This is a genomic window from Spelaeicoccus albus (assembly GCF_013409065.1).
In the GTDB taxonomy this organism is placed as follows: domain Bacteria; phylum Actinomycetota; class Actinomycetes; order Actinomycetales; family Brevibacteriaceae; genus Spelaeicoccus; species Spelaeicoccus albus.
In genome coordinates this window covers 141,719-155,894 of sequence record NZ_JACBZP010000001.1, presented here as the reverse complement: position 1 = coordinate 155,894, position 14,176 = coordinate 141,719, and the positions used below count along the sequence as shown (strand labels likewise).

Annotated in this window: 17 protein-coding genes; all 17 read left to right on the top strand. The window is 65.6% G+C overall.

Going from position 1 to position 14,176, the window contains the following annotated elements; translation table 11 throughout:
• Positions 1–9 precede the first annotated feature (9 nt).
• The 17 genes from pqqB (at position 10) to BJY26_RS00640 (ending at position 14,166) form a co-directional block, all read left to right on the top strand.
• Complete coding sequence (pqqB, locus tag BJY26_RS00720; protein WP_179424807.1) at positions 10–927, top strand: pyrroloquinoline quinone biosynthesis protein PqqB; 918 nt, start codon at positions 10–12, stop codon at positions 925–927.
• Complete coding sequence (gene pqqC, locus BJY26_RS00715) at positions 928–1,614, top strand: pyrroloquinoline-quinone synthase PqqC (RefSeq protein WP_179424805.1); 687 nt, start codon at positions 928–930, stop codon at positions 1,612–1,614.
• Positions 1,604–1,888 (top strand): pyrroloquinoline quinone biosynthesis peptide chaperone PqqD, encoded by a 285-nt coding sequence (gene pqqD / locus BJY26_RS00710; protein ID WP_179429688.1) that lies wholly within the window; start codon positions 1,604–1,606, stop codon positions 1,886–1,888. The genes pqqC and pqqD overlap by 11 nt, the downstream gene beginning before the upstream one ends.
• On the top strand, positions 1,881–2,975 hold the full coding sequence (pqqE, locus tag BJY26_RS00705; RefSeq protein ID WP_179424803.1) for a pyrroloquinoline quinone biosynthesis protein PqqE: 1,095 nt from the start codon (positions 1,881–1,883) through the stop codon (positions 2,973–2,975). Before pqqD ends, pqqE begins: the two co-directional genes overlap by 8 nt.
• A gap of 34 nt (positions 2,976–3,009) precedes the next feature.
• Positions 3,010–3,555: a DinB family protein gene (locus BJY26_RS00700; RefSeq protein WP_218852195.1), complete on the top strand. Its 546-nt coding sequence runs from the start codon at positions 3,010–3,012 to the stop codon at positions 3,553–3,555.
• 75 nt (positions 3,556–3,630) lie between these two features.
• Entirely contained in the window at positions 3,631–4,518 is an 888-nt protein-coding gene (locus tag BJY26_RS00695; protein ID WP_308191226.1) for an AAA family ATPase, read from the top strand.
• Position 4,519: 1 nt separating this feature from the next.
• A complete protein-coding gene (locus tag BJY26_RS00690) occupies positions 4,520–5,617 on the top strand; it encodes a vWA domain-containing protein (protein WP_179424801.1) in 1,098 nt (365 codons plus the stop codon).
• Positions 5,610–6,728, top strand: a complete 1,119-nt coding sequence (locus BJY26_RS00685; protein WP_179424799.1) for an XdhC family protein — start codon at positions 5,610–5,612, stop codon at positions 6,726–6,728. Before BJY26_RS00690 ends, BJY26_RS00685 begins: the two co-directional genes overlap by 8 nt.
• 131 nt (positions 6,729–6,859) lie before the next feature.
• Positions 6,860–7,342, top strand: coding sequence for a (2Fe-2S)-binding protein (locus tag BJY26_RS00680; RefSeq protein WP_218852193.1), 483 nt, complete (start codon positions 6,860–6,862; stop codon positions 7,340–7,342).
• Positions 7,339–9,765, top strand: coding sequence for a xanthine dehydrogenase family protein molybdopterin-binding subunit (locus BJY26_RS00675; RefSeq protein ID WP_179424797.1), 2,427 nt, complete (start codon positions 7,339–7,341; stop codon positions 9,763–9,765). Before BJY26_RS00680 ends, BJY26_RS00675 begins: the two co-directional genes overlap by 4 nt.
• Positions 9,762–10,607 (top strand): FAD binding domain-containing protein, encoded by an 846-nt coding sequence (locus BJY26_RS00670; RefSeq protein WP_179424795.1) that lies wholly within the window; start codon positions 9,762–9,764, stop codon positions 10,605–10,607. The genes BJY26_RS00675 and BJY26_RS00670 overlap by 4 nt, the downstream gene beginning before the upstream one ends.
• An 8-nt stretch (positions 10,608–10,615) precedes the next feature.
• The gene (locus BJY26_RS00665) at positions 10,616–11,059 is read left to right on the top strand and encodes an SRPBCC family protein (protein WP_179424793.1); all 444 of its coding nucleotides are present in this window, start codon (positions 10,616–10,618) and stop codon (positions 11,057–11,059) included.
• Positions 11,056–11,325: a hypothetical protein gene (locus BJY26_RS00660; RefSeq protein WP_179424791.1), complete on the top strand. Its 270-nt coding sequence runs from the start codon at positions 11,056–11,058 to the stop codon at positions 11,323–11,325. Before BJY26_RS00665 ends, BJY26_RS00660 begins: the two co-directional genes overlap by 4 nt.
• Positions 11,326–11,398: 73 nt before the next feature.
• Positions 11,399–12,523 (top strand): GuaB3 family IMP dehydrogenase-related protein, encoded by a 1,125-nt coding sequence (locus BJY26_RS00655; protein WP_179424790.1) that lies wholly within the window; start codon positions 11,399–11,401, stop codon positions 12,521–12,523.
• Positions 12,524–12,616: 93 nt separating this feature from the next.
• A complete protein-coding gene (locus BJY26_RS00650) occupies positions 12,617–12,880 on the top strand; it encodes a helix-turn-helix transcriptional regulator (RefSeq protein ID WP_179424789.1) in 264 nt (87 codons plus the stop codon).
• Positions 12,881–12,937: 57 nt separating this feature from the next.
• The gene (locus BJY26_RS00645) at positions 12,938–13,756 is read left to right on the top strand and encodes an SURF1 family protein (protein ID WP_179424788.1); all 819 of its coding nucleotides are present in this window, start codon (positions 12,938–12,940) and stop codon (positions 13,754–13,756) included.
• The gene (locus BJY26_RS00640) at positions 13,753–14,166 is read left to right on the top strand and encodes a DUF3817 domain-containing protein (RefSeq protein WP_179424787.1); all 414 of its coding nucleotides are present in this window, start codon (positions 13,753–13,755) and stop codon (positions 14,164–14,166) included. Before BJY26_RS00645 ends, BJY26_RS00640 begins: the two co-directional genes overlap by 4 nt.
• Positions 14,167–14,176: the final 10 nt, after the last annotated feature.

Sequence of the window (14,176 nt, the reverse complement as noted above, 5' to 3'; positions counted from 1 at the left end):
AGGGAGACCATGCGGCTGCGGGTACTGGGATCGGCTGCGGGCGGAGGCTCGCCGCAATGGAACTGCTCGTGCCCGGTGTGCACGGCGGTTCGCGGCGGGGCCGCCCGTCCGCGGACCCAGTCGTCGGTGGCGGTGTGCGTCGATGATCGGCGTTGGACGGTGATCAACCTTTCGCCGGACATCCACGCGCAGATCGAATCGTTCGACGCGCTGCTCCCGCGGCCGGGCCGCACGACTCCGCTGAAGTCCGTGCTGTTGACGGATGCGGAACTCGACCACACTCTCGGCCTCTTGTTGGTGCGCGAAGGCAAAACCCTCGATCTGCACGCCACAGCCGCAGTGCGGCGGACGCTACTGGACGGGTCGGGGGTTTTGCGCACCCTCGAGCGGTACAGCGAGATCGTGTGGCGGCAAGTGGAACCCGGAACGGCCGTGCGGCTGGACGGCGGACTGACGTACCGGGCGTTCGACGTGCCGACTACCAAGACTGCTCGCTTCGGCGCCGACCACGCGGCGTCCGAGGCGCGCGTCGTCGGGTACCGCTTGAGTGAAAGCCCAAGTGACGGCCCAAGTGACGGTACCGGCGAGCCGTCGATTGTGTACCTGCCGTGCGCCCAGTACTTGGGCCCGGACGTACTGGAGTTCGTCGAGGGCTGTGATTGCCTGCTCGTCGACGGCACGTGCTGGAGCGACGACGAGTTGATCCGGCTGGGCCTTGCCGGCAAGACGTCCCGTTCGATGGGGCATGTCCCGATCAGCGGGCCGGATGGAAGCCTCGAACGGCTGACGGGGCTGTCCATCGGCCGGACGATCTATATCCACATGAACAACACCAATCCCGTCCTGCTGGACGGCTCACCGGAGCGGCGCGCCGTCGAAGCGCGCGGTTTCGAAGTGGCCGCCGACGGATTAGAAGTGAGCATCTAGATGACCACCACCGAGACCGACGGTTTCATTGACGAGTTGCGTGCGCAGTCGCAGCGGTATCACGATCAGCATCCGTTCCACGTCGCCATGAATGCAGGCGAACTCAATCGCCGCCAGCTGCAGGGGTGGGTCGCGAATCGTTTTTATTACCAAGAGAACATTCCCCGCAAGGATGCCGCGATCATGGCCAACTGCCCGCATCCGGCAGTGCGCCGGCGATGGATCCGTCGCATCCTCGATCAGGACGGGACAGCCGACGGCGGGGGCGGCATCGAAGCGTGGCTGCGGCTTGCCGAAGCCGTCGGCCTGAGCCGTGAGGAAGTACTCGGCGAACGCCACGTCGTTCCCGGAGTGCGCTTTGCCGTCGACGCCTACGTCACGTTCGCCAGGACCCGGCCGTGGGTCGAAGCCGTTGCCTCGTCGTTGACCGAACTGTTCGCCCCCGACCTGATGGCCGAACGGCTCGGCGCGTTCGAACGCTACTACCCGTGGATCGATGCGGACGGCTTGGCGTACTTCCGGTCGCGCTTGCAACAGGCGCCTCGCGATTCGCAGCACGCGCTTGAAGTCGTGACCGAATATTGCCGGACGCCGGAACAAAAAGTAAGTGCAGTTGCGGCGCTGACGTTCAAGTGCGATGTGCTCTGGAGCATGCTGGACGGTATCGGGCGTGCGTATGCCGACTGACCAGCACATCATGACGGGCCGGCCGTCGCTCGGCGCGCATTTGCGGCTGCAGTTCGATGCAGTGCGCGGGAAGTACGTCCTGCTCGGCCCCGAGACCGTGTCGGTAGTGAACGGCACTGCCGCCGACATCCTCCGCTTGTGCAACGGGCGCCGGTCGGTTGCCGAGATCGAGGCGGAACTGATCGGACAGTACCGGGAGGTTCCCGCCGGCGAGGTAGCGGAATTCGTTGCACGCCAGGTACGCGACGGATGTTTGGAGATCAGCGATGGATAATCCCTTCGGGCTTCTGGCCGAACTCACCTACCGGTGCCCGTTGGCCTGCCCGTACTGCTCGAATCCGCTGAACCTCGCCGATTACCGAGACGAGCTGACAGGGGAGGAATGGCGGCGAGTGCTCACCGAGGCGCGGGATCTCGGCGTCCTGCAACTGCACTTGTCCGGCGGCGAGCCGTTGCTGCGGCGCGATCTCGCGGACATCATCGCCACCGCACACGGGCTCGGACTGTACACGAACCTCATCACCAGCGCGATGGGGCTGTCGCGGACGCGCGCCGAAAAACTCAAAGCTGCGGGACTCGACCACGTGCAGATCAGCATCCAAGCCGACAATACGGCCTTGTCCGACAAGATCGCCGGCACGCCGTCGTTCCAGCGCAAAATCGACGCAGCGAAGGTCGTCAAGGAACTCGGCTGGCCGCTGACCTTGAACGTCGTCCTGCACCGGATGAACATCGACCGGATCGGCGAGATCATCATGCTTGCCGATGACCTCGGGGCCGACCGGATCGAGCTGGCCAATACCCAGTACTACGGCTGGGGCCTGACCAACCGCACCGCGCTGCTTCCCAGCAGGGATCAATTGGCGCGCGCCGAGCCGGTCGTCCGCGCGCACCGGGAACGGCTGGCCGGGCGGATGGAAGTCATCTACATCATCCCGGACTACTACAGCGAATATCCCAAACCCTGCATGGACGGGTGGGCCAAGCGACAATTCACCGTGACGCCGAACGGCGACGCGCTGCCGTGCCCGGCCGCGCACACACTGCCGCTGCCGCGTGCGAACGTCAGGGACGATTCGCTGGAAGCCATTTGGACGTCGTCCCGAGTCTTCAACGAGTTTCGCGGCACCGACTGGATGCCGGAGCCGTGCCGCAGCTGCTTCCGCCGCGATATCGACTTCGGCGGATGCCGATGCCAAGCGTTCCTGCTCACCGGCGACGCCTCGCGGACCGACCCGGTATGCGTGCTTTCGCCGGACCACGAGATCGTGGCAAAGAAAGTAGCGGCGGCCAACAGGCCGCGGCGTCCGGCCTCTCCGGGCACCGGTGAGGAAGTGCTGGTTCCGCGTCCGCACCGGTGACGGTCTGTCGGTGCTCCGTCGTACGATGCTGTCCATGGCTGAGACACGAATCGATGACCAAGGACGCGCCGAACCGCCGACTCAGGGCGACGAGTGGGAAACACTGAGCGGTTTCCTCGACTTTCAGCGCGCCACGTTCGAGTGGAAGACCGCCGGGCTGGAATCGGAGCAACTGGGCCGCGCGGTTGCCTCCTCCACGATGACCCTGGGCGGCATGATGAAGCATCTGGCCTCTGTCGAAGACCACTGGTTCGGCAACTCACTCTGGAACGAGCCCGAGCGCGAACCCTGGGCGTCGGTGGACTGGGCCGAGGAGCCGGACTGGGACTGGCACTCGGCCGCCGATGACTCTCCCGAGGAGCTTCGGCGGCTATGGGCCGGATCGGTCGACCGCGCCCGTGACGCCGCCGCGCGGGCCTACGCCGACAAGGGCCTCGCCCGGGTAGCGGACGAGAAAAGGGCGGACGGCTTCGCTCCCAGCTTGCGCTGGATCCTCACGCACATGGTGGAGGAATACGCCAGACACAACGGCCACGCCGACCTCATCCGCGAATCGCTTGACGGCCGGACCGGCGAATAAGGCTGCTTCGTCTCCACTCGGTGAAAGGGAAACGATCGCACCGAGCAATGCGACGCGCTCGCAGGCTAAGCTGAAATTGTGACTGATATCTCAACGACCGAGGAGGTGGCCGAGCGACTGCGCTCGGTCGGCTATCTCAGTGACGACGGGCTTGCCACTGTCGCCTATCTGGCGTTGTCCATGCACCGACCGTTGCTGCTGGAAGGAGATCCGGGCACCGGCAAGACGTCGCTGGCCGAGGCGCTTGCCGACTCGCTGGGCCGCCCTCTCATCCGGCTGCAGTGCTATGAGGGGATCGACGTCTCTCAGGCCCTGTACGACTGGGATTTCACGAAGCAGATCCTGCACTTGCGCACCCTTGAGGCGACCTCCGCCGCCGGCGCTCACGCCCCCGAAGACGTCGAACGCTCGCTGTTCGACGAGAGGTTCCTCTTGGCCCGACCCATCCTGCAAGCGCTCCGGGACGGGCCGTCCGTATTGCTGATCGATGAAATCGACCGCGCCGACGACGAATTCGAAGCTTTTCTGCTCGAAGTTCTGTCGACGAACCAGGTGTCGATTCCCGAACTCGGCACAATTCGCGCTGCGCACCCGCCGGTGGTCGTGCTGACGTCGAATCGCACTCGCGAACTGCACGACGCGTTGAAACGACGGTGCCTCTACCACTGGATCGACCATCCGAGCTTTGAACGCGAGGTGGCGATCGTGCGCGCCCGGCTGCCCGGCGTGCCGCAGCGACTCGCCGAACAAGTGGTCGGCGTCGTACAGCGGCTGCGGAATGAGGAAAACCTGCTGAAACCGCCGGGGGTCGCCGAAACCCTCGACTGGTCCCGAGCCCTCGTGCAATTGGGGCACACCGATCTGGACCTCGCCTCGGCCGCCGCTTCCATCGGAGCCGTGTGCAAATACCGCGAGGACCTTGACCGGGTACGCGACTCGTTGAACCGGCTGTTGGCGGCATGAGATGCCCAATTCGCCGGAAGCCCTCCTTGTCGGGTTCGCGCACGCGCTGAGCGCCGCCGGGCTGCCCGTCACGTCGGACCGCACTCACACGTTCATCGATGCGGCGTCCCGGCTCGGCATCGGTCGGCGCGATCACGTGTATTGGGCCGGACGCGCCACCTTCTGCTCGTGCCCCGATGACATCGCCGGATTCAGCCGGACTTTCGACGCTTGGTTTACGCCCGACGAATCGGGCGGAAGTCGGCCCGCGCACGAAGCACCGTCGACGGTGACACAAGCCGCCTTGGAACCCGGGGACGGCACCGGAGAGGACGACGACGCCCTTGCCGCGACCGTCGCAAGCGCCGAAGAGACGCTGCGCCACCGCGACGTGGCGACCCTGAGCCAAGCCGAAAAGGTGCTGCTGGACCGCCAGTTTCGCTCTCTCACCGTGCGGGCTCCCACCAGGCGCGCCCGCCGGACCGAGCCGTACGGGCACGCGCGGATCGACACGGTGCGCACGATGCGTGATCAATTACGCCGCGCCGGCGAGCCGGGTCCGTTGCGATTTCAGCGGAACCGGATCAGGCAGCGGCGACTCGTGCTGCTCATCGACGTGTCCGGCTCCATGAAGAACTACGCCGACTCGTTGCTGCGACTTGCCCATCGCGTCGTCCACTCCACCGAGCACACCACCGAGGTGTTCACCCTCGGCACCCGGCTCACCCGCGTGACCCGCGCGTTGCGGACAATCGACCCGGACCGGGCGCTGCTGCTGGCCGGCGAAGCGGTCCCCGACTGGTCCGGCGGCACTCGGCTGGGCGACGTGCTGGGCGCTTTTCTCGATCTGTGGGGGCAGCGCGGTATGGCGCGCGGCGCCGTCGTCGTCATAGCCAGCGACGGCTGGGAGCGCGGCGACCCGGAACTCCTGGCCGACCAGATGCGTCGTCTGTCGAGCGTGGCCAGGAAGGTTTTCTGGTCGAATCCGCATCGGGGTAAGGCGGGATTCACGCCCACACAAGGCGGCATGGCGGCGGCGTTGCCGCACGTGGATTCATTGGTGGCCGGCCATTCGCTGGCCGCATTTGCGGAACTGTTGGAGATGATCGCGGATGCGTGACATATTGGATGATTTGCTGTCGGCATGGAAGTCCGGTGGTCGGGCGGGGCTTGCCACGGTGGTGCGGACGTTCCAGTCGGCGCCCCGGCTGCCGGGCGCGTCAATGCTGGTGGCGCCGGACGGGACGGCATCCGGCTCCGTGTCGGGCGGATGCGTCGAAGGCGCCGTGTACGAGCTGGCCACCGAGGTCGCGGCGGACGGCGTGCCCGTGCTGCAACGCTACGGCGTGAGCGATGACGACGCCTTTTCGGTCGGGCTGACCTGCGGCGGCATCATCGACGTGTTCGTCGAGCCGGTCTCGCAGGAGAACTTTCGCGAACTCGCCGAGGTTGCAGCCGATATCGAAGCCGGCAATCCGGTCGCGGTGGCCACCGTCATCGAACACCCGGACCGCGCCTGGGTGGGCCGTCGAATGGTCGTCTGGCCGGACCGCGCATCCGGGGCGATGGGGTCCGACAGGGCCGACCAGGCAGTCGCGGACGACGTCCGCGGTCTGCTGGCCGCCGGACGCAACGGCACCTTGACGTACGGGCCCGACGGGGAACGGCTCGGTGAGGGCATGCGCGTGTTCGCGGCTAGTTATGCGCCGCCGCCGCGGATGCTCATCTTCGGCGCCATCGACTTTGCATCGGCCATGGCCAGGCAGGGGCATTTCCTCGGATATCACGTGACTGTCTGCGATGCGCGTCCCGTGTTTGCCACCCGTGCCCGGTTCCCGGACGCCGACGAGGTGGTCGTTCGGTGGCCGCACGACTACCTGCAGGCCGAACTCGATGCCGGCCGGATCGACGAACGGACGGTGATCGGCGTGCTCACGCATGATCCGAAGTTCGACGTGCCGCTGCTGCAGCTTGCCCTGACTATGCCACCGGTAGCCTTCATCGGGGCGATGGGATCGCGTAAAACGCACCAGGATCGACTCGACCAGCTCATCGAACAGGGAGTGTCCGCCGAGCAGCTCGCACGCTTGTCGAGCCCGATCGGATTGGACCTCGGAGCACGCACCCCGGAAGAGACTGCCGTGTCGATCGCTGCCGAGATCATTGCCGATCAGTGGGGCGGCGGGGGCGACAAGCTGAGCGAACTGGCCGGTCGGATCCACCACGATTGACCGCGGCTGCGGGGTGCCCGCGCGGTGAATTTCCGGTTCTGCGAAAGGTAAGTCTCGGCTAAGTCATAAAGACTCCAAACGGTGTAATGTTCGTCACATCGAGGCAGGTCATTCGTTAGGAGTGGTCACTGATGACAACGACCAAGCAGACGGTCACGATGACCGTTGACGGCGCCCAATATTCCGATGACGTAGAACCGCGGCTGCTGCTGGTGCAGTACTTGCGAGAGCGACTGGGAAAAACCGGCACAACCGTCGGCTGCGACACCACCAATTGCGGCGCGTGCACGGTGTTGCTTGATGGGGAAAGCGTGAAATCGTGCACCATGTTCGCCGTCCAAGCCGACGGCCATGAGGTCGTCACCGTCGAGGGGCTTGCGCAGAACGGTGAATTGCATCCGGTGCAGCAGGCGTTCCACGAGCACGCGGCTTTGCAGTGCGGATATTGCACGTCCGGAATGATCATGCAATCGGTCTCCTTGCTGAACGAGAATCCGCACCCGAGCCAAGAAGAAATCCGGAGCGGGCTCGAAGGCAACCTGTGCCGGTGTACCGGATACCAAAGCATTGTCGAGGCAGTCAGTGCCGCGGCGGGCGAAGGAGATACGCAATGAGCGTCACCTCAGACTCCGAGACGACAGCCGAGATCGGCCGCCGCCGGTTACGCAAGGAAGATGCCCGGCTCATCACGGGGCGCAACCATTACACCGACAGCATGAGTCGCGTCGGCATGTTGACGCTGGGCATGGTTCGCAGCCCCGTCGCGCACGCGAAGATCACGAGACTCGACGTGTCCGCCGCCAAGGCGTCGCCCGGAGTGGTTGACGTCCTCACGGGACCGGATCTGGCCGATTCGCAGGGCAGCCTGCCGAACGCCTGGCCCGTCACTCCCGACCAGAAGGCCCCCGCGCATCCGGCGGTCGCTATCGATGAAGTGGTCTTTGCCGGTGAGATCGTGGCAGTCGTGATCGCGCGGACCGCCGCCCAGGCACGAGATGCTATTGAGCTCGTGGACGTGGACTACGATGATCTGCCGGTCGTGGTGGATCTGGAAGCCGCCGAGCGGGACGAAGAGCTCGTGCACCCGGATCTGGGCACCAATACATCCTCGGTGTGGGTCTTCGATTCGGCCTCGGCCGGTACCGGCGGCGATGTGCAGCAAGCGATCGCCGACTCCGACGTCGTCATCGAACGCACGTTGTACCAACAACGGCTGATCCCGTCGTTCATGGAGCCCCGGTCGATCCTGGTGGACCCGACCGGCGACCGGATCGAGATGTGGTCGGCCACGCAGATCCCGCATATCCTGCGCACGATGCTGTCGATGACTCTCGGCATACCGGAAGGCAAGCTGCGGGTGACGGCGCCGGACGTCGGCGGCGGTTTCGGCGGCAAGCTCGAAGTGACTCCCGAAGAAGTGATAACCGTGCTTGCCGCGCAGCGCACCGGCAAGCCGTGCAAATACACCGAGACCCGCAGCGAATCGCTGATGGGCGCCCATCACGGCCGCGCGCAAGTGCAGCGGCTGAAGCTGTCGGCCAATAAGGACGGCACCGTGACGGGACTCGATGTGCGGCTGCTTGCCGATATGGGCGCGTACCTCGGGCTTGTCGGGCCCGGCATTCCGGTGCTCGGCGCGTTCATGTACAACGCCATCTACAAGTTCCCCGCCTACCGGTTCGAGTCGAAGGCGCTGTTCACCGACAAGGTGTGGACCGACGCCTACCGCGGCGCCGGACGTCCGGAGGCCACGTTCGCCATCGAACGGATGATGGACGAACTTGCCGCGGAACTCGGCATGGATCCGTTGGAAGTCCGGCGGAAGAACTGGATCAAGCACGACGAATTCCCGTTCTCGACAATTTCCGGGCTGGAATACGACAGCGGCAACTACGAGGCCGCCACGGACAAGGCGCTCGAGTTGTTCGGATACGAGGAGTTGCGTGCCGAACAACAACGCCGCCGCGAGTCGAACGACCCGGTACAGCTGGGGATCGGGGTGTCGACTTATACCGAAATGTGCGGTCTCGCGCCGTCCCGCGTGCTCGGATCGCTGGATTACGGTGCCGGCGGCTGGGAGTACGCACAAGTACGGGTGCTGCCGACCGGCCACGTCGAGGTCGTCACCGGGATCAGCCCGCACGGGCAGGGACACGAGACGGGGTTCAGCCAGATCGTGGCCGATCGGCTCGGCGTGCCCTTCGACAACGTCGAGATCCTGCACGGCGATACGCAGGTCGCCCAGCGCGGCCTGGACACGTACGGGTCGAGATCGCTGACCGTCGGAGGGATGGCGGTCGTGGCCGCCGCCGACAAGGTGATCGCCAAGGCCAAGGTCATTGCGGCGCACATGCTGGAAGCCAGTGAGGACGATATCGAATTCGAGTCCGGCCGGTTCGGCGTGCGCGGAACGGATCAGGGCGTCGCACTCGGTGACGTCGCGCTTGCCGCGTTCGCCGCCCACGATCTGCCGGACGGGATAGAAGCAAGCCTCGATTCGGATGCAACGTTCGACCCGGAGAACTTCTCCTTCCCGCACGGCAGCCACCTGTGTGCGATGGAGGTCGACACGGAGACCGGCCAAGTCACGTTGCGCAAGTACGTGTGCGTGGACGACATCGGCACGATCATCAACCCGCTGCTGGTGGAAGGCCAAGTGCAAGGCGGGCTGGCTCAGGGCATCGCGCAGGCCCTGTTCGAAGAGGCCGTGTACGACGATGCCGGCACGCTGGTATCCGGCTCGTTCGTCGACTACCTCGTGCCGAGCGCGGCCGATCTGCCATCGTTCATCACCGACACGACAACCACCCCGGCGACGTCGAACGTGCTGGGCGTGAAGGGGGTCGGTGAGGCCGGCACCATCGCGTCCACGCCGGCAATCGTCAACGGCGTGCTGGACGCCATCCGCCACTTGGGGGTCAAGGACGTGCGAATGCCGTGTTCGCCCAGCACGGTGTGGGCAGCGATCCACGACGCCGGATCGGGTGCGACGGCCGAAGCGCCGAATGTGCAGACCGCTAGAGGAGATCAGTCATGATTCCGAGCCAGTTCGACTACCAGACTCCGGCCACCGTGGACGAAGCGCTGTCGTTGCTCGCTGCATCGCCGGACACGTCCAAGCTGCTTGCCGGCGGGCAAAGCCTCATCCCCGTGATGAAGCTGCGCATGGCGGACCCCGAGCACGTCATCGATTTGGGGAAGATCGATGCGCTTCGCGGCATCCGGCAGGACGGCGACCGGCTCGTTGTGGGCGCGCTGACGCACCATCACGAGATCGCCACCAGCCCGCTCGTCGCTCGCTTGGCGCCGTTACTGGGCAAGGCCGCCGCAACCGTCGCCGATTCGCAGGTACGCCACCGCGGCACGATCGGCGGCGCCTTGGTGCACGCCGATCCGGCCGGGGACTATCCGGCGCCGATCCTCGCCATGGAAGGCGAGATGGTGATTACCGGGTCCGGCGGCACCCGTACCGTCAGTGCCGCGGACTTCTTCGAGGATTTCTTCACGACGGCCGTCGGGGACGACGAAGTGCTGACCGAGATCCGCGTTCCGACGTTCGAGGGGTGGGGAGCCCACTACGAGAAGTTCACCCGCGTCGCGCAGCAATGGTCGATCGTCGCAGTGGCGGCAGCGGTGCGGATGGACCGCGACCGTATTGCCGAGGCCAGGATCGGACTGACGAACATGGGCCCCGTCCCGGTGCGCGCCGCGGCGGCCGAACAAGCCCTGACCGGCGGCACGGCGTCCGACGTCCGCGACGCGTTGAGCGGCGTGGCAGAGGGCACCGACCCGCCGTCCGACGTCAACGGCGACGCCAACTATCGCAGGCACTTGGCCGAGGTGCTTGCCCGCCGAGCGGTCACGGCCGCCATGGGCTAGGGGGATGTATGGAACTGCACCACAATTTCACGGTACCCAGTTCGGTCGACGACACGTGGGCCACGTTCAACGACTTGGAGCTCGTGGCGCCGTGCTTCCCGGGGGCTACGCTGACCGGGGTCGACGGTGATGAGTTCACCGGCACCGTCAAGGTCAAACTCGGGCCGATCAGCATGGTGTACTCCGGGTCGGGAAAGTTCACCGAACGCGATGAGGGTGCGCATCGCGCCGTCATCGAGGCGAGCGGCAAGGACAAGCGGGGCAATGGCAACGCCGGTGCCACGGTGACCGTCCAACTGGCGCCGGACGGTGACGGAACGACCGTCGACGTCCTGACCGACATGAACGTCGGCGGCAAGCCCGCACAGTTCGGCCGCGGCATCATTCAAAGCGTGTCGAACAAACTCATGGGCAAGTTCGTCGACTGCGTGAAGACGAAACTTCCGACATGACGTCCTCGGCGGCACAGCCCCGTGCCGCGGACGACGAGGCGGGCCCTTGCGACGAGGCTGCGCTGAGCGACGACGTGCGTGCAGCGCGCCGTCCGCCGACGCAGACCATTCCGGCCCGGCGGCCGGCCGCCGACGCGGACCGCCGCCGTGCCGAGCTGGGCGCCGCCACCGGCCCGGCGCTGCTTCGTCAATACGGCGCTACGATCGCGGTCGCGGCATCCGCAGTAGTTCTTGTCGCGGTGGTCGTGCGTGCGTGCCGCCGGTGACGTCCGGCGCGCCGGCACGGCCGATATCCGCACTCTCGGACTCGGCAGGGGCGCTACCAGGTAGCCTTGTGCCGTGAGTACAGAGATCGAACTCGGACGCGGCAAGCGCGGACGCCGCGCATATTCCCTCGACGACATCGCCGTCGTCCCGTCACGACGCACGCGGGACCCGGAGGGCGTGTCGGTGTCCTGGCAAATCGACGCCTACCACTTCGACACCCCGGTGATCGGCGCGCCGATGGATTCCGTCGTGTCGCCGGCCACCGCCGTGCAATTGGGCAGGCTCGGCGGCCTGGGCGTGCTCGACCTCGAAGGCTTGTGGACCAGGTACGACGATCCGCAGCCGCTGTTGGACGAGATCGCCGCACTGGATGCCGGCGAAGCCACCGCCCGCATGCAAGAGCTCTACGCCGAGCCGATCCGAGCCGAGCTGATCACCGCCCGGCTTGCCGAAATCCGCGAAGCCGGAGTGACCGTCGCCGGCGCGCTGACCCCGCAGCGGACGCAGGAATTCTGGAAGACCGTCGTGGACGCCGGCGTCGACCTGTTCGTCATCCGCGGCACCACGGTGTCGGCCGAACACGTGTCCGGCAACGTCGAACCGCTCAATCTCAAACGCTTCATCTACGAACTCGACGTTCCGGTCATCGTCGGCGGCGCCGCCACCTACACTGCCGCGCTGCATTTGATGCGCACCGGCGCGGCCGGCGTCCTCGTCGGATTCGGCGGGGGAGCGGCAATGACGACCCGCACCACGCTGGGAATCCACGCGCCCATGGCCAGCGCCATCGCGGACGTTGCCGCGGCCCGGCGCGACTACATGGACGAATCCGGCGGACGCTATGTGCACGTCATTGCCGACGGCGGGCTGGGCTATTCCGGCGATCTGGCCAAGGCGGTGGCCGTCGGTGCCGATGCCGTCATGCTCGGCACGGCGCTGGCCAGGGCCGATGAGGCACCGGGGCACGGATGGCACTGGGGTGCCGAGGCCCATCACAGCTTGCTGCCGCGAGGCGAACGCGTCAACGTGGGCACAGTGGCGCCGATGGACGAAATCCTGTTCGGCCCGAGCCACCGGGCCGACGGTACCGTGAACCTCGTCGGCGCATTGCGGCGCGCCATGGCGACCACCGGCTATTCGGACTTGAAGGAATTCCAACGTGTCGAGGTCGTCGTCTCGCCCTACCAAGGCCGCTGATAACGGGCGGCACGGATTCTGCCGTGTACCGGCAGCGGTATATGTACCGTCAACGGTACAGACTTAACCGAGGCGCGCCGGTGAAGTTAAAGGGTGCGCACGCCCTCGAAAGATCCGGACTTCATCAAGCCGCACCGGCTTGCTTTGGCCGAGAATCTGCGTGCTGCCCGCAAGGCTCGCTTTTGGAGCCAGGAAGAGCTCGGCGAGCGGGTCGGCGTCGACCGTAAAACCGTCAACCGGATCGAGAACGGCAGTTCGAGCCCCAGCTTCGACCTGGTGGTCGACCTGGCGACCACGCTCGAGGTTCCGGTCGAATATCTCGTGCGAGATCCGCACCAGTTCGACGGCGACGAATAGCAGGCTGCCGGCGACTCCGCTCCGGTGTGCACGGCGCGAGGGTCGACCCGTATCCTGGTGAGCGTGCTGAAGGTCGCTTTGCGCCCCAAATGGATAGGGGTGCTCGTCATCGCGCTACTTCTGGCATCACTCTTCGTCGTTCTTGCCAATTGGCAGTTCGACAGGGCCCGGACCCGCCAAGCGCCGCCCAAGTCCGCGACCGAAACCGTCAAACCGTTCAATTCCGTCGCCAAGGCCCAAGCGCCGCTTCCGGCACGGGACGCCTACCAGAAGGTCTCGCTCAGCGGCAACTACCGGCCGAGGCAGCAGATAGTGATTCCGGCCCGCGAGCTGCACGGACGGGACGGCTACTGGGTCGTGACCATGTTCGAACCCGACGGCGCAACCGTCCAGACGGTGAAACGCCGGGGCCGGCCGATCGAAATACCGGTGGTGCGCGGGTGGACGGCGTCCGAACACGAGGCCGAGACCTCTCGCGCGAGCGGCAAACACATTCGGATGATTGCCCGCATTCAGCCCATCGAGGGTCCGACCCCGACCGACAAGATGCCGGCCGGGCAAATGGCGACCTTGTCGACCGCGCAACTTGTCAACAAATGGGACGTGCTCTCGTACGCCGGCTATCTGCTGCCGATGTCCCAATCAGGACCCGGCGCCACATCCACCGGCCTGACCACCGTCCCGGCGCCGCCTCCCAAAGCGGGGGGAATCAATCTGCAGAGCCTCTTTTACGCCATCGAATGGATAGTGTTCGCTCTGTTCGCCGTGTACGTCTGGTGGCGCATGGTTCGCGATGAATACCTGCGGGAGATCGAAGAGGCCGAGATGGCCGATAGACTGGGCACAGCACCCGAGGAAGAAGTTAAAGGTACATGAGTAGCTCATCGGCGAACCCGGCTCCAAAGCCGCGTCCCTGGACCGTCCGGAGGTATAATGCCGCCCGCGGCGCCCTCACGTTCTACAAGGTGATGGCCTACACCACCGGCTGTTTCCTGCTGGCGTTGTGCCTCGAACTGATCTTGAAATACCTGTTCAATCAGAATTGGCAGATCGGCAATTTCCAAATCTTCGCGGCCGTCGCCATCGGCCACGGCTGGTGCTATGTCGTCTACCTGATTTCCGACTTCCGGCTGTGGCAATCGATGCGCTGGCCCATCAAGGAATTCCTCTTGATCGCGCTTGGCGGAGTCATCCCGCTGTTGTCGTTCTTTTTGGAAAAGCGCGTGCATGCGCGCGGCACCAAGGAACTGGACGAGGCCGTCGTCCTGGCACCGAAAAACCTCTGACCCTCCCTCT